The organism is Runella defluvii (assembly GCF_014195535.1).
Classification (GTDB): domain Bacteria; phylum Bacteroidota; class Bacteroidia; order Cytophagales; family Spirosomataceae; genus Runella; species Runella defluvii.
In genome coordinates, this window is sequence record NZ_JACIBY010000006.1 from 444,563 (window position 1) to 463,227 (window position 18,665).

The window sequence follows — 18,665 nt, forward strand, 5'->3', positions numbered from 1 at the left end:
CCTACTCAATCAAGCGAAATAGGCGATTCCAACGGATTTTGTGAATAAATGATTTAGGATTGGGGTCAATCGACATCCACGTAAAAAGCGCCTTACCCACAATGTGGTCTTCAGGAACAAACCCCCAAAAACGCGAGTCGGCCGACTCATAACGATTGTCTCCCATCATAAAAAAGTAGTCCTGCTTGAAGGTATATTGCGTCAGTGGCTTGCCGTCGATGCTGATTTGCGTCTTTGTGACATTTACTTTTTCGGCATCGTTGTAGTCAAAATACTTAATAACGTGTCCGTATTTGGCGATGTTGACCGAATCCAACGTGATGGTTAGCCCTTTTTTAGGAATCTGAATAGGCCCATAAAACTCTTGGTTTTGGGCAAGTGCTGCGGGGTAAATGCCTGGCTCTGAAATGCTGGCATTGTAGCGAGCTATTTGCTGAATCGAACGTACAAAATCGTATTTTTTGAGCGTTTCAACGATTTCAGGCGTCGTTCTGATTTGATAACGTTGTACTCCAGTCCGCGCAGAATCAGGAGGAAGTGCGCTATAATCTTGAATATTTTCTTTGTCAAAAAAGCGATCATCCAACACATCGCTCGACTCCATTCGGTAATAAAGCTCGGCGTGCGGAGGTACGGGAGCTTTTACTCCATTGATATACACTTCCGCGTTTTTAATCTCAAGAACATCACCACTAACGGCCACGCAGCGCTTGATAAAGTTATTTCTCAAATCGACAGGAAAGTCTTTATAACCTCCGTTCCCAATCGACACATCTTCAAACGGTTCGTCGGCATCGCCTGGGTAGTTGAATACCACTACATCGTTGCGTTTGATGTGGGTAAAACCTGGCAAACGATACATCGGCAACTGAATCAAGGTCGAAAAAGAAGGAATCGACGTTCCCCAAATCGTTTGGTGCGTTAGCGGAATTTGCAACGGTGTCACGGGGGTTCGGGCACCGTAATGGAGGTTACTCACAAACAAAAAATCACCCACGAGGAGCGTTTTTTCCATTGACGAAGAGGGAATGGTAAAAGGCGTAAAAAACAGCCACCGAATGAAAGTCGCCGCCACTACCGCAAACACTACCGAATCGATCCACTCGCGAAAAGCCGATTTTTTAGGCTTTGGCGGCGCTGCTTTTTCTTGTACTTTTTCTTTTGATTCCATGAGTTTTGGGAATAAAAAACATCCCGAAAGGTTTGAACTTTCGGGATGTTGGGCTTGGAAAATTATTTATCCTTTATAAAACAACCATTTAGACAACTCTTTATAATTCACCTTTTTACCGTACATCAAAATACCGATACGATAAATCCGTGCCGCAATCCAAGTTGTTCCGACGAATCCAAGCACGAGCAGCGCCATCGAAAGGACGATTTCCCACGCAGGTACTCCAAACGGAATCCGCGCCATCATTACCACAGGCGACGTAAACGGAATCATCGACGTCCAGAAAGCCAGTGAACCATCGGGCTGATTGATGGCCAATTGCGCAAAAATAATGGCCGCAATAATCGGTAACATAATCGGGAAGGTAAACTGCCCCGCTTCTTGTTGGTTTTCGACCGAGGCTCCAATGGCCGCGTACAGCGAGCTATACAACAAATACCCGCCCAAGAAGTAAAATAAGAAGCAGAAGAAAATTTTGGCTAATGGCAGCGACTGGGCTGATTTTGAGAAATTTTCGATTGTCTGCAAGGTATTGTTTTGCTGCTTCTCCATTTCTTTTTTCACTTCGGGGTCGGCTTGCTCAGCTTGTTTGTTGATTACCTCTTGCGTAGCCGTAAAGCGATTAAAGCCAAAGAGCGTTTGAGTAGCGCTCGATACGCCAAACGTAAGCACTCCCCACAACACAAACTGGGTAAGCCCCACGGCCGCTACGCCCAAAATTTTACCCAACATCAAGTGAAAAGGCTTCACCGACGAAATAATCACCTCGATAATACGGTTTGATTTTTCTTCCATGACACCCTGCATCACTCCCGCACCATAGACCAGAATAAAGATGTACAACAAAAAAGCCGCCGCATAGCCTGCCACGTAGGCCGCCATGGTACTGCTCGACTGCGACTTACCTTCATCGTCGAGGCTATAAGTCTGGGCATCAACGTCTTGATTCGCATCCTCAATCACTTGCTGCGTAATTCCTGCTTTTGACAACTTGATGTTTCTCAACCCTTGCTGCACCACCTTCTCAATGCGATTTTTGAGCATAGGTCCAATGTTCTTTTCGGCATAAATCTGCAAGCCGTTTGGACGACTCATAATGTCAGCAGGAATATGGACGAGTAGCTTGTCTTCTTTGCCCTTTAGTTTCTTCTGTGCCGTGGCTACAGGGCCACTGATAAGCTCAAAAGTGGTGTTTTTATCGCTCTTAAATTTCTCTTTGAACAACCCACTTTCGTCAATCACCTGAATGGTTTTGTGCTCGCTTTTAAACGAGCCTACTGCCGCCCAAACGATGATTCCGTAGAAAGCAGCAATCAAAATAGGCGTTAGGAAAGTCATTACGATGAACGACTTTTTGCGTACCCGTACGAGGTATTCGCGCTTGAGAACAAGGAAAATGTTTTTCATAGTATTGTTCTAAATTACTTTGATTCGTCGGGAGCGTCGCTACCTACGGCTTTGATGAAAATGTCGTTGAAAGAAGGAATATTTTCGTGGAAAGAAACCAATTCCACTTGGTTAATGAGGTTGCCAACCAACTGATTTACCGTGGCATCGCCTACAATACGAATGGTAGCTTGTTGCAAGCTTCCCTCCGCATCTTTTGTAGTAATCAACTCAAAATCAGGAGGCAAATTACCTAACTCACCATGGTAACTCACCGAATAACTATTCTCTTTGAACTGGTTTTTGATTTCTTTTTTACTACCGTTCAAAATAATCCTCGATTTGTTGACGAGTGCAATGTGGTCGCAAAGCTCTTCTACGGATTCCATTCGGTGGGTCGAAAAGATGATGGTCGTACCACGTTGGCGAAGCTCCAAAATTTCGTCTTTGATGAGGTTGGCATTGATGGGGTCAAAGCCCGAAAAAGGTTCGTCGAGAATAATCAGTTTAGGTTCGTGCATCACCGTAGCCACAAACTGCACCTTTTGCTGCATCCCTTTCGAGAGGTCTTCGATGCTTTTTGTCCACCAAGTTTTGATGTCAAACTTTTTTATCCAAACCTTCAGCTTGTCCATGGCTTCGCGCTCCGACAACCCTTTGAGTTGTGCCAAATAGAGCAGCTGCTCGCCTACTTTCATTTTTTTGTATAAACCACGTTCTTCGGGCAAGTAACCAATGTCCTGAATGTGGTTGGGCTGAAGGCGCTGGCCATCAAATAGCACATACCCCTCGTCGGGGGCTGTGATTTGGGTAATGATACGAATCAGCGATGTTTTACCCGCTCCGTTGGGTCCAAGTAACCCGAAAATACATCCTTTGGGAACATTAAGACTAACGCCATCAAGGGCGCGATGAGTAGCATATTGCTTGACAATGTCATGCGCTTCGAGAATGTGAGACATAATTTAGGTAGAAGATTATACCGAAAATTACAGTCTTTATCCGTGATTATTCAACTAACTTGTGGATGTTTGGTGATTTGATAGGATAAATGGCAGTCGCTACCCTTCTTACTGCCTAAGAACCTCCAACGCCGCCGCCAAATAGGCTTCCGAATCTTGACGGAAATACGGCCCTACTTTCCCTGGCGACTCTTTGTGACCCAAACGTACTACCACCGCATTCTCCGAAGGAATCGCCCAGACCAATTGCCCCAGCAAGCCTCTCATACTGACCGTTTGTAAGTTCTTATACGGTTGTATCCAAAACTGAAAACCATATACTTGCAACGGTGCATTGGTTTTGGGATCAAGAAGGTTGGTAGCAGGGCTAAGTGCTTGATTCATGTACTTTTCGGATACAATCCGCTGCTGCCCCCATGCGCCTTTCCAGAGCATCAAGTGTCCAAAACGAGCATAATCGCGGGCAGTAGGAGCAAAACAACAAAACGATTTTTCGCGGCCTTTGGGTTTATCCAACATCCAGACGGCATCCGTTTCGGAACCAATCCGCTGAAAGATTTTTTCGGAGACCAAGTCCGAGATTTTCTTGTTATAGGCTTTTTCCAGCACCAAACCCAAGATTTGGGTATCGCCACTGCGGTATTCAAATTCTTTCCCAACGGGCTTTTCAACCGTGAGATTGTCGATCACTTTGGCAATGTCTTCGCCGTAATATCCGTAGGCGTTGTTACTAAATACCCCACGGTCTTTTTCGTGCCAATTCAAGCCCGAACTCATCGTGAGACAGTGCCGAACCGTGATTTTCTTTTTTTCCCCCTCCGAAAAAGAACCGATGTAATGCGAAATCGGCTCGTCTAAGCTTTTGATTTTATTTTCGTTGAGGGCAATTCCCACAAGCATCGAAATCACACTTTTAGCCGCCGAAAACGACTGACTCAGCGTTTTGGTGTCGTAGCCTTCCCAGTAATGCTCGTACTTGAGTTTGCCGTCTTTAAAAACCAAAAAAGCCGTGGTTTCGTACTTTTCGAGGGTATCAATCAAGTTTTGAGAAATCTTGGCTTTGTTAAACGTAGAATCCAACGGCCAAGGTTCGGGTCGGGCCGACGCCAACACCTGCCGAACGGGGTGTTTTTTGTAATCCAAAATATCGACTGCGCCCCGCTCCACGTAGTTGCGAATATGCACCAAAGGCGGCGCATACGTAAGCGCCGTGCCTGCCAATAACAGGCCTCCTAAGCCAAAAAGCGACTTTCGTAATAGTCTTTTCATCTGAATGCTAAGTAAGTAGAAGGACTTCCCTTCGAGACTTGATTGGGTATGGTTTACCCTTGCAAGACTTTATACAAACAAATATAACCGTTGCTTGTCCATGAAACAGCTTTTTTTTGTTGCTGCGCTTATTTCTTTCCTCTACAGCCCTAGCCAAGCTCAAGAAACGTATGCCGAGAAATTGGGCTATCCCAAAGGCAAAAAAATCATTTTATTCCACATCGACGACGCGGGGATGTCGTACGAAGCCAACCAAGGCACCATCATTGCGATGGAAAAAGGAGTGGCCAATTCTACGAGTGTTATGATGCCTTGTGGATGGGTACCTGCTTACATGAAATACCTTCAAAAATACCCCAACACCGACGCGGGCGTTCACCTCACGCTAACCTCGGAGTGGAAAGGCTACCGTTGGTTTCCGATTTCGGGACGAGACAAAGTGCCTGGGTTAGTTGATAAAGAAGGGGCAATGTGGTCCAACGTCGGAGATGTGGTAAAGCACGCCTCCGCCGATGAAGTAGAAACCGAAATTCGGGCACAAATTGCGCGTTTTCGGAGTTTTGGCGTCGAACCCTCACACATCGACTCCCACATGGGAACGTTGTTTGGTTCGCCTGCTTTTACCGAACGCTACGTCAAAGTAGGTATTCAAGAAAAAATTCCCGTTATGCTACCGGGCGGTCATGCCACCCTCATTGCGAAAGAACGCAGCAGCCCCGCGCAAGAAATTCAGCAGTTTCAGCAAGTGGGAAAAATGTTGTGGAATGCGGGTTTGCCCGTGCTAGATGATTTGTTTGCCGACACCTACGGTTGGAAACTTCCCGCAAGCACTCCCAATACGGAAGAAAATTTGCGCAAAATGAAAACCCAGAAGTACATCGAACTCCTCAAAGAAGCGAAACCTGGCATCACCATGGTAATTATGCACTGCGCCGCGCCGAGCGACAACTTCAAAGAAATCACCGATTCTTGGCCTACGCGTTATGGCGATTTCTGGGCCATGCTCGACCCCGAATTGAAAACTTTTCTGGACAAAGAAGGGATTGTCCTCACTACTTGGCGGGAAATGTACGAGCGCCGCAAGAAAGTAAAGTAATCCCAACTTTATTTTTACAAAAACATTCTTTCCAAAAGCGTAGTTGTTCTCAAAACACTACGCTTTTTTTATGAGTCAACCAATTACGATTTTTTGGTTTCGTCGCGATTTGCGCTTGCACGACAATGCTGCTTTGTATCACGCCCTCAAATCGGGGAATCCTGTGCTTCCTGTCTTCCTTTTTGATACCGACATCCTGGGCAAACTTGATGACAAGCGCGACCGACGAGTAGAGTTTATTCACCAAGCCTTGCAAGAATTACAGGCACAATTGACGCAAATGGGCAGTACGTTGGTGGTCAAACGCGGCTCAGCGGCTGCTTGCTGGGAAGGACTCACCCAACACTATAACGTCGCCGAAGTTTATACGAACCATGATTACGAACCCGCCGCGATTCGCCGCGATAAAGCCATCGGCGAATGGCTCAATGCGCGCGGAATTGCTTTTTATACGTATAAAGACCAGTGTATCTTTGAAAAAAGCGAAGTGCTAAGCGGAGCAGGAACGCCCTACACGGTGTTTACTCCTTACAGCCGCAAGTGGAAAGAAACGCTGAATTCGTTTTACCTAAAACCCTATCCGACAGAAGCTTATTTCCAGCATTTTTACAAGACCTCTCCCCTCCCACTCCCTAGTTTAGCCGAGATTGGTTTTGAGGCCGTAGGACAACCTTTCCCCCAAAAAACAGTGCGGGATGAGTTGGTAAAAAATTACAAAGAACGCCGAGATACCCCTTCGATTCAAGGTACGTCTCGATTAAGCGTGCATTTGCGGTTTGGAACGATTTCGATTCGGGAGCTTGCGCGTCACACCAAAGACCTCAGTGAAACGTTTTTGAACGAACTTATTTGGCGGGATTTCTACATGCAGATTCTCTGGCATTTTCCGCACGTGGGCGAAGGCAAGGCGTTTCGGGCAGATTATGACCGCATCGAATGGCGCAACGACGAAGCTCAATTCAAACAATGGTGCGAAGGCCGTACGGGTTATCCGATTGTGGATGCAGGAATGCGCGAACTCAACGCGACGGGCTTCATGCACAATCGCGTCAGGATGGTGGTGGCTAGTTTTTTGACCAAACATTTGCTCATCGACTGGCGCTGGGGCGAAGCGTATTTTGCCCAAAAACTGCTGGATTTTGATTTATCGGCCAACAACGGTGGTTGGCAATGGGCTTCGGGGTCAGGAACGGATGCTGCGCCTTATTTCAGAATCTTTAATCCTACCTCTCAAACGCAGAAGTTCGACCCCCAACTGGTTTACATCAAAAAATGGGTTCCTGAACTAAACAGCTTTGACTACCCCAAACCAATTGTGGATCATGCTGCCGCCCGTGAGCGCTGCCTAGCAACGTATCAGAAGGCGTTGAAACAGTAACTTTTTTCATACGCTTTGTGTAAATTGCATCAATTCTCTTATCCAAAGACTATGAAAATCAGCGAAATCATCACCATAGACCCTGAAATTTTAGGCGGAACCCCCGTTTTTGCAGGCTCCCGTGTGCCCGTCTGGTCCTTGTTTGTGCATTTAGAAAAGGGGGTTTCGTTAGAAGAATTTCTTGAAGATTTCCCCTCTGTTAAACACGAATATGTTGTGGCCTTACTTGAAATAGTGCAACAAACATTCTCTTCCGAACAAATGCTACGCCATTTTTATGAAAGTGCTGCTTGACGAAAATATCCCAAAGAAATTAAAATACCGCCTTTCTTCGTTTGACGTAACAACTGTCTCAGAAAGAGGCTGGAATGGAAAGAAAAATGGACAGCTATTAGCTTTGATGCTAATCGAAGGTATTGATATTTTACTTACTGTCGATAAAAACCTTGCGTATCAACAAAACTTTGACAAATACCCAATAACAGTCATTGTAGCAGACACGAAAGATAATTCGTATGAGTCATTAATGTTTTTTTTGCCCCAAATTAAAGAATTACTAATTACCGATACTCTCCCAAAAGGCATTTTAGTAATCAACAAATAACCTCACCTCAATAGCCGTTCTTCTAATTCGGTTTTATAGGTTCCTGCCAACGGAATCGCTACACTTCCTACCGTTACTTGGTGGCGTTCTAATTTTTGAATGGCTTTCAAGGCGACAATGTACGATTTGTGGATGCGCAAAAACTTCTCGGTAGGCAATTGTGACATCATTTCACCAAGAGTCATACGGGTCGTGACTTTGCGGGTACGCTCGTGGATAAAGAGTAGGTTGGTGTCGGATTGGATGTATAAAATTTCGTCCACGTTGACCCGCACCCAATCGTAGCCGTCTTTCACAAACAAACTTGATGCCTCGCCCGTCTGCTTGGCTTGCTGCCCCAAAGCGCGATTGCAAGCTTGAAGAAAACGGCCAAATTCTACGGGTTTGAGCAGGTAATCAAGCGCTTGTAATTCAAAGCCTTCAACGGCATAATCGGCGTGGGCCGTCACAAAAATGATTTTTGTGGTCGTGTTTTTGAGTAGCCGTGCAAAATCAGTACCCAACATATCGGGCATTTGTACATCCAAAAAGAGCAAATCGACAGGGTGTTGGTGTAGGTACCGCAACGCCTCCGCGGCATTTTCAAAAGCGTATTTTAATTCCACAAAAGGGACTTTCTCCGCGTGTCGCTGCAAGATTTGCAAAGCCGCAGGTTCGTCGTCAAGCGCTATAGCAATCATGTTAGGAAATCAATTCATACACTAAATCAGCATACAACGAGCTCTCCCCAAAGTTTTTTTTGTTTGTTTCCATGATGTTTGTTCTGTTTTTAAGCCTAAACAAATTTACAACATTTTTGCTTCATTTTATTCTCCGCCGCAGTACTCCTGCTTTCCTCAAGACGAAAAACGAAAGAAAAGTTACCAACAACTTACTCTTTTCTAAGATTCTCATTCAAAGGCGATAAGGCATATTCATTACCCAAAAGTTATTTTAAGGCCGCTTTTACAATTTGGACAAACTAAACGAGCACCTTAATTTTGCCACTTAACACCAAAAACGCAAGCACCATTATTATGAAAATCTCTTCTCTTTATTGGAGTTTACTGGCTTGTTTTGTGGCCAGCTGTAATCAATCATCATCAGATACTCCCGTAACACCTGTCGAAGATTACAGCTCGTGCACTTACAACCTCAATTACAACTTAACCTACTCCACGTTAGATGACAAACGGCCATCTTCAATCACTTACATGGATTCGGATCAAAAAATAAAAACTGTACCATTAACCTCTTCGCCTTTTAACCTGACTGTCAACTACAAATACGGCGACAGCGTGTTTGTAAAGCTCAATGCAGCTGCTATGTTTTTTGCAAGCAAGTCGGGCAATAACTTAGCCCTCACGTATAAGCTTGGCTCAAATACCCAAAATGCCATCACCTGCCCTGATGTTTCTAAAAATAATCAGCTGAGCTACACAGGGATTCAACGCGATAGTATTCCTACTTCGGTGTTGGCTTTCTCTGGAATTAGAATCAAAAAATAGTACTTCATTTGCAAGTTATAATGAGCAGTTGGAGATTTTTATCCAACTGCTTAGTGCTTTATTTTTCTTCCAATTGTATCCGTAACAACACCTCAAACATCCCCGAATTGCCCTCCGCAGACAACCCATAGCGATTTGGGTAAATCAGTTCTAAACGCTGCTTCACATTCTTTATCCCCGTTCCGTGGCCTTGTTTCTGCGCTGCTTGGGGTGAAATACTATTGCGAATCTGAAACACAAGTTTGCCTTCTTCCACCTCTAGTTTCAGCGCAATAAAACTATCTTGTTGCAAACTGATACCGTACTGAAACGCATTTTCTACAAAAGGAATCAATAAAAGTGGAGCGATACGGGCAGGACGGCCGTCGTAATCCATTTGAGCTTCTATTCGTAGCCCTTCGCGCTTGGGCAGGCGTGCTTGTTGGAGCGCCAAGTACTTTTCCAAAAACGCGATTTCTCGTTCGACGGTTGTAAAATCTTTTTGGGTTTCTTGAAGCGTAAAACGCATAATGCCTGCCAATTGCTGCACCAATTCCGCCACCGTTTCGTTCTCAGCCGCATCAGCTTCGTTGTAAATGGTGTTGAGGGCATTAAACAAAAAATGTGGATTGATTTGTGATTTCAACGCCCGAAGTTCGGCTTCGGTTTTTTGTTGATGAAGCACCAATTGCTCCCGTCGTACCCGAAACGCATCGGCCACGTACCCAAACCCAATCACTATTCCCACAAACACCAAAGTCACCAGAACGTTTTCGTCCACAAACTCTTGCTCGTAGCCTTTTCGAAACTGCAATCCTTCAAACGTCAGCCACGTTAGCAGTACGAGCCACGTCCAGTACGTCCATTTTTTATCCGAAAGCAACCACCAACGAAACGGACCCCGAAAATTGAGCCAGCTTAATACCAACACAATCCCTACCAAAAGCACATAACTCAACAGAAAGGTAAAGAACCCGCTTCGTCCTTGCCCATTTTCCCCGAATTGTTCATGTAAACTTTCGGTCAACAACCAGCCAATGTACCCACCAACGAGGGACAGTGCGGCAAGGAAGAACCATCGACTAGGTATCAGCGTGGGGCGTTTCATTCGATTCGTCGGAGGGCAGTTTCGTCGAGTTTTGTTTTGGTGATTTCGCGGGTGGCTGACTCATCATCTATGCGCTTAAAATACAAGGCATTGCTCAGGTAATCATAATCCACAATGCCTTTGAGATAGACCGTCTCGTTGGGTGCGACGCTGAACGCCATGCTTTGTTTTTCGGTGATAAAACCTCCCTCGGTTTCTATTTTTAACCTTCCAGCGGGAACATCCAAACGGATGAATTCGTTGTTGCTAAATTTTTGGCTTACCTGTTGGTTATTGATTTTGAGGGTAAAATCAGAGGAAAAGTAATCTTTTCTTCGGTACAAAACCAACGTTCCTCGCTCGCCAGACTCGTTCAGTTCTTTGTTGGGCGTTGCGAAAACCATCCACAATCCAACCATCAGTGCGTTTTTCATGGCCTTTATTGTGGATTAATTCCCCAAGTATTCGCTTCTCTATTCTTACGACGCGCTTCTTTTTCGGCAGGGGTGAGTTTTTTGTGGTTTTTACTCATCACAAAAATACTCTGAATAAAAAACTGGTTGAGCCGATCCGCAGGTGCATTTTGGAACGAGATGTTGGCATCACTACCCCAATCCCTTGGCTTTGTCCCATACCTATATCCAAACCTCACGACAGGATTCAATGAAACGGGGCGCTTAGGCCGAAACGTATGTTCCAGCGAAAGTTCAAGAAATGTATTTTGATGCAGCAAAGTGGGTGACTGACCTGCCGTTGGAGCATTAAGTAAATTATCGAACGGAACCGATGGGGCAGAACTCGCAGCACCCATTTTGTAAATGTTGACCCTAGTCTCTTGGAAGCCTATTCCCGCGTTTAAAAACCACTGCCGATTGCGCTGACGGATGAGCCCGTAACCCACCGTAACGCTCCATGCTTGAAATCCTAGCCGTGTTTGCGTAGCTGTTTTCTTACTGGTATTTGAATTGTTTAATCCATACAATGCCTCCATTCCTATTTTTACCCGCTGCTTTTGAATTCCAAAGCTAAGGGTGGCCATGGAGTTGGTCTGAAACCTACCAAAATCAATCCCTTGCCGATTAAGTGCGTTTTTAAGCTGGGCATAATTACCAATACTCATGTTGATAAACGGACCCAAATAAATATGAGAGCTCCAATCGTACTCGTCAGGGTCAGGAATGACGACCGAGTCTTTTTGGGCCAACAAAACTTGGGCATAGCCCAGGAGAAAAAAGATGAATAAAGAAAATGTTTTCATGGTTGTTATAGGTTTTAATGGCAACAAACCAACAACTTCTGCGATAAGCTATCAACAGTTTGTGGCCAAATTGGGGCGATTTGTGGCGAAAAAGCACAAGTTTGAGGTCAGAACAGTTTTTTAGTGTAACTTTGAATAACCGACAACACGACCACAATGAAGCTCTTATTTAGTATTCTTTTCCTTTCTTTCCCCCTTTGGATTCAGGCGCAATGCCGCCCAGCGACAGCCCAAGAAAACGCCGCTTACGAGCGCGTCGTGAAAGAACTCCAGCGGCAGTTTACGGCCAAAACGCCGCAGGGAAGTTGGAAGACTTTTGACGAAAAACATTCGATGGGAGCGTTGGAAGTAACCTCAGAGTGGGGTGGATTTGTGCACCTTTGTACCGACCGCTACGACCTCATCATGGAGCGTGCCGACATTGCTTCGGCCCGAAAAGCGGTGGTTGATTCCATGAAACCTGCCACTTCGACCCTGCCTTCGTTGTACGTTCACCGCGACACGATGTACACCGAAAACCCGCAAGCCGTTGCCCAGCGTGCTCAAGATACGTATTCTATAAGCGTAGAAATGAACCTCGGCAATTACCGATTACAAGATACTGAAAGCGCTCGCTTGGTGCAGTCGTCTCAGGTTATCAACGTCTCAGGTGCTACTCTTGCGCTTGAAGTATTGCTAAAACCCGATTTAAAAGGAGCAACAGGTCGTCAAGAAACGGTGATTTTGTTGGGTGGCTGGAATACTAAGCCTGTTCAGAGAGGCCAAGATACGCGCTACCAACCGCAGTTTAGAAAAGGGGGGAAATTGGTAGAAAACCTGGTCGTGACCATCACCGCCCCTGTCGAACTCGCCCGCGAAATTGTGAAAGGCATTGATTGGAAGGCCATTGACGCTACGCTTTTGAAATAAATTCAGCGATTTAGTCGGGTTGTGAGCAACCCTCAGCACGATGGGAAACGGGTTGTGAGCAACCCTTAGCACAACTTGCACGGCTTTTAAATCTTAAAGAGCGAATACCCTAAATCACGCGTGGAAGACATATCAAACGTATATGAAGTAGCAGTGCTCGGGATTTTCACGCGTACCTTATAACCCAACGTTCCCGTAGGAAGTCGGCCTGCGAGGTGGGTGAATAAAAACGTCCGTTGCTGAGCATTATACGACCCAAATACCATCGGATAAGGCTGATTATTTTGGTAAAAACCACCCATCCACCAGCCATTGTAATGCGCTTCAAAAGGTGTTTGCGGATACCCACCCGTTATCCACGTTTGTCCGCCGTCAATACTCACATCTACATGAACAAGGGATTGATTTTCAATGTGGGTTTTGTAAGGTGCTATCTTCTTTTGGGCTAAAATAATACTCTCGCGTACCATCGGGTTTATTTTTCCTACCGTGTTGGCCTCCCAGTTGACGACGCCGTAATTTTGAAGGTTCGCAAAACCAATCATAGCGTCGTAAATACGCTGTTCAAAAATATCGGTTGTAGCCAACGAATAAGGGCTAAAGTTGTAGGTACGCGGCGTAGGTTCCCAGTTTAAAAAGCCTAATTTGGTCGGTTCTTGGTAACGGGCACAGTAAATGGTACTCCAAATGAGCAACAAGAAATGGTCGTCGGTTTGCCAAACCAGTTCGGGCGAAGTAGTGGTCAATTCTACGCTGTTGCTCCCCGCAGGAATGTCTATTTCGGCAAACCCTCGCCAGTGTTGAAACGTGATGCGGTAGGTTTTATCGGCATTGCGCAGGCTACCATCTTGGGCGTGCAGCGACACCCGTACCCGCCGATTCCCCAAAGGCGTATTGGGGTCGGCTCCAATATCAACGATGTGATAGCGCGTAGGAACGCCCGCTGTTACGTTGGTTTTGGGGGTTTCTTTCAAGCGAATTATGTCCGTATTGACCCAATAATTGACGTTTGAATCGTACTGAAGAACCGCCCACATGGCAAACTGCTGCACAAAATCCCATGCTTCCATGTAGTTAAGTTCTTCATTGACAGCACGGTTATTAAATTTGTTTTTGAGCTTCCAAATGGGATTGTTGGGTACACCCCAATTGGAGTGGATATTGCCGTTGTCATCAAACTGAGGGAAAATAAACGGATCCATTTGATTGATAGGGCCTGCTCCGTACTGCCAAATTTTCGCGCCGTTGCTGTAAAGTTTTGTTTTGTAAAACAACTCCGTAAACACATAACTCCAGCGGTGCTGAACGTGGTCAAAAAACTGTTGATCGTCCCAATTTTTGTAAGTAGGGTCGGTACCACCGTTGAAGGCATGGCGGTATTTTCCGTTTTCCCACACTTGTCGCCCGCGCAAAATGGACGACCATTCGGAATTCGAAAACGTTTCAATGTCCCAACGCAAAAAGCCCATGCGCCCATCGCCTGCGTATTTGGCTCGGCGGTCGAGTTCGTATTCGGTCAGTAAAAAAGGATTCCATTTCCCTGCTTCGTCCACATTTTCAATCGTTATCGACAAAAAAGGTGCATTAAAACAGCGAAAATTCTTTCCCTGCGCCGAAAGTAGGCGATTTGGGTCAGGAACATACACTGGATTTTTTCCAAAACTTACACCCTGCACCGTAAAGGCATCCCGAAAAATACCTTCGTTAATATCCGCATACCGATTTTCTTTGGGTTTGCCCTCACCTACTCCACCAAAAAATGCTTTAAAACCATAATCTCGAAAATCTGTCACGTCGTCCCACACTACTTTTTGGGCTTCAAAAAGTTTTAATAAGTGTCGAAACGGCTCGTTTGCGGCAGTACTTGATAAATCAAAAGTGCCCAATTTTGCGTTGGGTGTGTAGCCTTGCGGATAGCCCCCTTCATCGGGTTCGTACAGTACTTCTTTAGGAATGCCCTGTGCGTTGGCATTTCTAAAAAGTCCCAATAACAACAACAATATCCCAAAACAACGCTTCATCATTTCTTCAAATTAAAACCTTACCCCCGAAAACAACCCGTTATTGATTATCCACAAAATCCTGTCAAGTGCGTTCACTTCGCCGTCGAGGTTAATATCTCCTGCTAAGTACTTTCCAAAAGAACCATTAGTTTGGTTCCAGACGGTCATATCGTTTGCATTAATTTCTGCACTTGTCCCCTTGACGATATCGCCTGCATACATCATATAGCGCGTATCCTGCATCTTTTGCCCAACTGCTGGAGCATTGGCAGGGATGTAGGATTGGTTGATACCAAAATCATAGAAAAAACCACCATTCACAAAAAGCGTAGGCGTGGCCGCCACAATCGGCAGGTGATTACGGTGTTCGACGGCCACATAATAATTAGTGTATTCCTTTAACCGACTCGGACAGCCCTGAATAGTAGGCACTAAGCCATCGTTTTGAAGTAAGGCGGCTGCTTTAAAAACCGTCGTAGCAGGATTCGCAGGGTCGGTTCGTAGCGAAACCAGCACCCAATCCGTAACCGACGGGTCATAAGTGGACACCATTTCACTGCCCATGTAATACCACGGCGCTCCCACGTATGGCTGTCCCGCTGGCGTTTTGGTTGCGAGCGGACTAACGGGCGTTTGTCCTGGCAATAATCCCTGTTGGTTGAGGGTCGTTGTCATCGAACCTACACCATTGCGATAAGCACCTTCCAACAACACCCGAATACTACCGACGCCCTCGGGGAGGGTCATGGTTCGAATGGTAATTTTGGCCGTACTTGTGCAACCCGTTGTGTATTGTGCTTCAAGGTAAAACGTAGTAACCGTACTGTCTAGGCGCACGTTGGTAGGGTTCGTCACAATCGGGCCGTCGTAGGAGTCTTTTCGCCAAATTGGTGTAGTAAAGCTGCCATAGTTTGCGACTTGGGCAGGCAATGACAACGGCCCTGTGTGACAAATTGTGGTATCCGATGCCATTCGTAGTGGCATACAGGCTTCTATTTTCCAGATTTCGCTTCCTTTTTTACCATCGTCTGCCGTAAAAAACAGGGTATCACCCAGCACGGTAAGGTTACTGATTCCACTTCCCGTTGTTCCCGAATACAACTCCAACACGTTGGTGGCCGCTTCGGTGCCATCAGTTTGCCAAAGTTCTCTTCCCGCAAAATCATCGTAGGCAGTAAAATACACAATGCCTTTTCGGAGATTAAACATCGACGGCGTACTGTTAGAACCTTCTCCGCCGACACGAATATTTTTCACCATTTTTGTCCCAGCTACTGTGCCGTCCGAACGCCAAAGCTCTTGTCCTGCCTCTCCGTTGGTGGCCGAAAAATAAAGCAGCCCGTTGAGTGTTTTGAGGTTTCGGGGGTCACTGCTGCCGCTGCCTGTTTGAATATCTACGGCAAGCACTGTCCCCGCTGCCGTTCCGTTCGACTTCCAGAGTTCGATTCCTGCTTGTCCATCGTTGGCTGCAAAGTAAAGCGTGCCGTTGAGCGCCGTCAAATAATGCGGCATTCCACTCATCGAGCCACTCCAAATATCTCGTACCTGTACCGTCCCTGCCGCCGTTCCGTCCGACTTCCATAATTCAAAGCCGTTAGTGCCATTGGTTGCCGTGAAATACAGCGTTCCGTTCAGGTTGGTGAGGTACTGAGGGTTCGAGCTTCCAATTCCTGCATTAATATCTTTGACCAAAGTAGTTCCTGCCGCCGTACCGTTGGTTTTCCAAAGTTCGTACCCATTCGTGCCATCGTTTGCCACAAAATAGAGTGTTCCGTTGACGTTGGTCAGTTGTTGAGGGTTCGAGCTACCTGCCCCCGTCACAATGTCTCTGACAATAACCGTGGTCGCATCCGTCCCTCCCGACTTCCAGAGTTCACTTCCTGCTCCTGCGGTGGTTGCTACAAAATACAGTGTTCCGTTGACGTTCGTAAAACCACTTGGCATACTTCCCAGCGGCCCGTCGTTGATGTCCTTCACGCGGGTTGTACCTGCGGCCGTGCCGTTTGATTTCCAAAGTTCGTAGCCGTAGCCTGTTTGGTCAGCTACAAAATACAATGAAGTTCCCACACTCGTGAGGGAATAGGCTGTGCCTGGCAAATCCAGAACTTTAGCCGTACTAGCATTTCGCCCTGATGATTTCCACAGCCCCACGGTCGAGCCGTTTTGTTTGGCCGTAAAATAAAGGATTCCATTGTGATTGGTCAGAAAGCGCGGGTCGCTTCCCAAGGTGGCAGAGGTAGCAAGCGGATCTGCCTGAAGGTTAATATCTTTCAGCAATAGCGGATATTGAGCATATACACTGCTCACCAGCAATAGCAAACCCCACAAAATAGTTTTCCTGACAACTAGCATTACTGGCACCGAGTTTTTCTAGTATCGCATAAAACGATACGTCGCTGTATTCAAAGAAATGGGCAAAATTTCTTTGAATACAGCAATAAAAGTGCCAAAATGATTGATAATGGGCTATCTATCAGCCAAAGAGCCACTCCACGGCCTTCGGAAACTCTTTGCCCCAGCGCATTTCGGTATGCTCGCCAGCGGGGTCGAGCGATAGTTTAAATTGAAGTCGTTCGTTGTTCCATCCTTGTCGTTCAATCGCCTCTTTCAGCCGCTCTACACTCGGAATCATATAGCGTCCTTCTTTCCCCCCCGCATAGACGTAGATTTTGGTTTCCAAGGGGTTAAAGAATTCGATGGAGTCAAAATAGATTTTGTCCGAAACCCAAAGCGACGGCGAAAAAATCATAAGACGACCTAGCGTTTCGGGGTACATTAAGCCCGCATATATGCTTATTAAGCCTCCCATCGAACTGCCGCCGATGCCCGTAAATTGGCGCTCGGTGCGGGTACGATAATTTTTATCAATGTACGGTTTAAGGGTACGAACGATGAAGTTGGCGTACTTTTTCCCTGCTCCTTTACCAAATTTTGGGTGCGTATAAGGTGCAAATTCGTGCAAACGGTCTTCATCTCCGTGGTCAATAGCCACAATGATGATACCGCCTTTGTTTTGCTCGGCCAGTACCGCCATGCGTTTGTCTATTTCCCAATTTCCAAAAATAGAACCATCACCAAAGAGGTTTTGCCCATCTTGGAGGTACAATACGGGATAGCGTTTGGTAGAAGTACTGTAGTCGTGCGGGAGAAGAATACGAATACGGCGTTTTTTGCCCAGCTGAGGTATTTCAAAATCCTCTGCTACGGTCTGAATTGTGGGCACGTACGTCACATCAAACGCACGGCCATCCCTACGCCAGTGAGGCACAAAATCCTTTTGGGTAGCACTTTTTCCCTTAATACGGCGATTTTGGGGCGCTTCGCCAAAGGCATCCAGCTCTACTTGGTCCCAGCCACCGCGGGTATATTTGTACTCAATGGGTTGTTCGAAGTGAAAATCGGGGGGAAATTGAAAATGATACTTTCCTACTCCTACCTTTTGCATCTGATAACGTTCAATATCAGGATACCACTCACAAAAATTACCAGAAATAAATACAGGACGCTCGTCGTCAACAGCAGTTGTCAACTCAAGCGCCAAAGACGCATTACGGTTACTCATTCCTCACAGGTTAAATGTGTCGGTTTAACACCCACAAAAGTACTAATGTTCAATAAAATTTAAAAATTTCTAGTTTTAATCCTCTTTCTCTTCACTCTGTCGGTACCAGTACCGAATCACCACTTTTTGAAGTTCGCGTTTGATAATCAATTCGGCAAGTAGTTGTAAACTAGCATGAATCGCCGTAGGAATGGCGCGGTGAATTTGTTTTTCGGTCAAATCAACCCGATTCAGGAGGTATTTTAGGGTTCCTCCTTTTTTTAAATGCTCGTCTATTTTGTGGGCCAAATATTCACGCAACTCTTCAAACGAATAGCGTTCGTCGATATCGAGCTCTAAGGGTAACTGCGCCGTTTGGAAGTCTTTTATGAGTTGTAGCAACAAATCGCGCAGCAAGTTGGGTAGCCGAAGCACCTGTTCTAGTTCTTCGGGCGAGGAGTTTGTTAGTTTATCTGTTTCGTGCGGCATTGTTACAAAATAAACGTGCTCCCGTGAGGAACACAATAAAGGC

General features: G+C 45.9%; 18 protein-coding genes. 6 read left to right on the plus strand and 12 right to left on the minus strand.

Going from position 1 to position 18,665, the window contains the following annotated elements:
* Position 1: 1 nt before the first annotated feature.
* The 4 genes from lepB to FHS57_RS16820 form a co-directional block, all read right to left on the minus strand.
* Entirely contained in the window at positions 2–1,171 is a 1,170-nt protein-coding gene (gene lepB / locus FHS57_RS16805; protein ID WP_183975640.1) for a signal peptidase I, read from the minus strand.
* Positions 1,172–1,237: 66 nt separating this feature from the next.
* Positions 1,238–2,581, minus strand: coding sequence for an ABC transporter permease (locus tag FHS57_RS16810; protein WP_183975641.1), 1,344 nt, complete (start codon positions 2,579–2,581; stop codon positions 1,238–1,240).
* A gap of 14 nt (positions 2,582–2,595) precedes the next feature.
* Positions 2,596–3,522: an ABC transporter ATP-binding protein gene (locus tag FHS57_RS16815; RefSeq protein WP_183975645.1), complete on the minus strand. Its 927-nt coding sequence runs from the start codon at positions 3,520–3,522 to the stop codon at positions 2,596–2,598.
* A gap of 108 nt (positions 3,523–3,630) precedes the next feature.
* Complete coding sequence (locus FHS57_RS16820; protein WP_183975647.1) at positions 3,631–4,791, minus strand: serine hydrolase domain-containing protein; 1,161 nt, start codon at positions 4,789–4,791, stop codon at positions 3,631–3,633.
* Between the two features lie 100 nt (positions 4,792–4,891).
* Between FHS57_RS16820 and FHS57_RS16825 the strand changes: the two genes are divergently transcribed.
* The 4 genes from FHS57_RS16825 to FHS57_RS16840 all read left to right on the plus strand — a co-directional run bounded on the left by FHS57_RS16825 (position 4,892) and on the right by FHS57_RS16840 (position 7,869).
* A complete protein-coding gene (locus FHS57_RS16825) occupies positions 4,892–5,887 on the plus strand; it encodes a polysaccharide deacetylase family protein (RefSeq protein ID WP_183975649.1) in 996 nt (331 codons plus the stop codon).
* 70 nt (positions 5,888–5,957) lie between these two features.
* Positions 5,958–7,265: a cryptochrome/photolyase family protein gene (locus FHS57_RS16830; RefSeq protein ID WP_183975651.1), complete on the plus strand. Its 1,308-nt coding sequence runs from the start codon at positions 5,958–5,960 to the stop codon at positions 7,263–7,265.
* Positions 7,266–7,316: 51 nt separating this feature from the next.
* The gene (locus FHS57_RS16835) at positions 7,317–7,559 is read left to right on the plus strand and encodes a DUF433 domain-containing protein (protein WP_183975652.1); all 243 of its coding nucleotides are present in this window, start codon (positions 7,317–7,319) and stop codon (positions 7,557–7,559) included.
* On the plus strand, positions 7,543–7,869 hold the full coding sequence (locus FHS57_RS16840; protein WP_183975655.1) for a hypothetical protein: 327 nt from the start codon (positions 7,543–7,545) through the stop codon (positions 7,867–7,869). Before FHS57_RS16835 ends, FHS57_RS16840 begins: the two co-directional genes overlap by 17 nt.
* 2 nt (positions 7,870–7,871) lie before the next feature.
* Here FHS57_RS16840 and FHS57_RS16845 read toward each other — a convergent pair whose 3' ends face one another.
* Positions 7,872–8,549 carry a LytR/AlgR family response regulator transcription factor gene (locus tag FHS57_RS16845; protein ID WP_183975657.1) on the minus strand — a complete coding sequence of 226 codons (678 nt, stop codon included), beginning with the start codon at positions 8,547–8,549 and terminating at the stop codon, positions 7,872–7,874.
* 336 nt (positions 8,550–8,885) lie between these two features.
* On the opposite strand from FHS57_RS16845, the gene FHS57_RS16850 reads away from it, so the two are divergent.
* Positions 8,886–9,356, plus strand: coding sequence for a hypothetical protein (locus tag FHS57_RS16850; RefSeq protein WP_183975659.1), 471 nt, complete (start codon positions 8,886–8,888; stop codon positions 9,354–9,356).
* A gap of 58 nt (positions 9,357–9,414) precedes the next feature.
* On the opposite strand, the gene FHS57_RS16855 is transcribed toward FHS57_RS16850, so the two are convergent.
* Genes FHS57_RS16855 through FHS57_RS16865 form a run of 3 tightly spaced genes read right to left on the minus strand, consistent with a single transcriptional unit; the run spans position 9,415 to position 11,680 of the window.
* Positions 9,415–10,443: a sensor histidine kinase gene (locus FHS57_RS16855; RefSeq protein ID WP_183975661.1), complete on the minus strand. Its 1,029-nt coding sequence runs from the start codon at positions 10,441–10,443 to the stop codon at positions 9,415–9,417.
* Positions 10,440–10,856 (minus strand): hypothetical protein, encoded by a 417-nt coding sequence (locus tag FHS57_RS16860; protein ID WP_183975663.1) that lies wholly within the window; start codon positions 10,854–10,856, stop codon positions 10,440–10,442. The genes FHS57_RS16855 and FHS57_RS16860 overlap by 4 nt, the downstream gene beginning before the upstream one ends.
* A 5-nt stretch (positions 10,857–10,861) precedes the next feature.
* Entirely contained in the window at positions 10,862–11,680 is an 819-nt protein-coding gene (locus tag FHS57_RS16865; protein WP_183975665.1) for a hypothetical protein, read from the minus strand.
* Between the two features lie 156 nt (positions 11,681–11,836).
* On the opposite strand from FHS57_RS16865, the gene FHS57_RS16870 reads away from it, so the two are divergent.
* Positions 11,837–12,589, plus strand: a complete 753-nt coding sequence (locus tag FHS57_RS16870) for a type 2 periplasmic-binding domain-containing protein (RefSeq protein WP_183975667.1) — start codon at positions 11,837–11,839, stop codon at positions 12,587–12,589.
* Between the two features lie 86 nt (positions 12,590–12,675).
* Here FHS57_RS16870 and FHS57_RS16875 read toward each other — a convergent pair whose 3' ends face one another.
* The 4 genes from FHS57_RS16875 to FHS57_RS16890 all read right to left on the minus strand — a co-directional run bounded on the left by FHS57_RS16875 (position 12,676) and on the right by FHS57_RS16890 (position 18,622).
* The gene (locus FHS57_RS16875; RefSeq protein ID WP_183975669.1) at positions 12,676–14,613 is read right to left on the minus strand and encodes a hypothetical protein; all 1,938 of its coding nucleotides are present in this window, start codon (positions 14,611–14,613) and stop codon (positions 12,676–12,678) included.
* A 9-nt stretch (positions 14,614–14,622) separates the two neighbouring features.
* Positions 14,623–16,944 carry an ELWxxDGT repeat protein gene (locus FHS57_RS16880; protein ID WP_183975671.1) on the minus strand — a complete coding sequence of 774 codons (2,322 nt, stop codon included), beginning with the start codon at positions 16,942–16,944 and terminating at the stop codon, positions 14,623–14,625.
* Positions 16,945–17,065: 121 nt separating this feature from the next.
* Positions 17,066–18,154, minus strand: coding sequence for an alpha/beta hydrolase (locus FHS57_RS16885; RefSeq protein ID WP_183975673.1), 1,089 nt, complete (start codon positions 18,152–18,154; stop codon positions 17,066–17,068).
* 75 nt (positions 18,155–18,229) lie between these two features.
* A complete protein-coding gene (locus FHS57_RS16890; RefSeq protein ID WP_183975675.1) occupies positions 18,230–18,622 on the minus strand; it encodes a hypothetical protein in 393 nt (130 codons plus the stop codon).
* Positions 18,623–18,665: the final 43 nt, after the last annotated feature.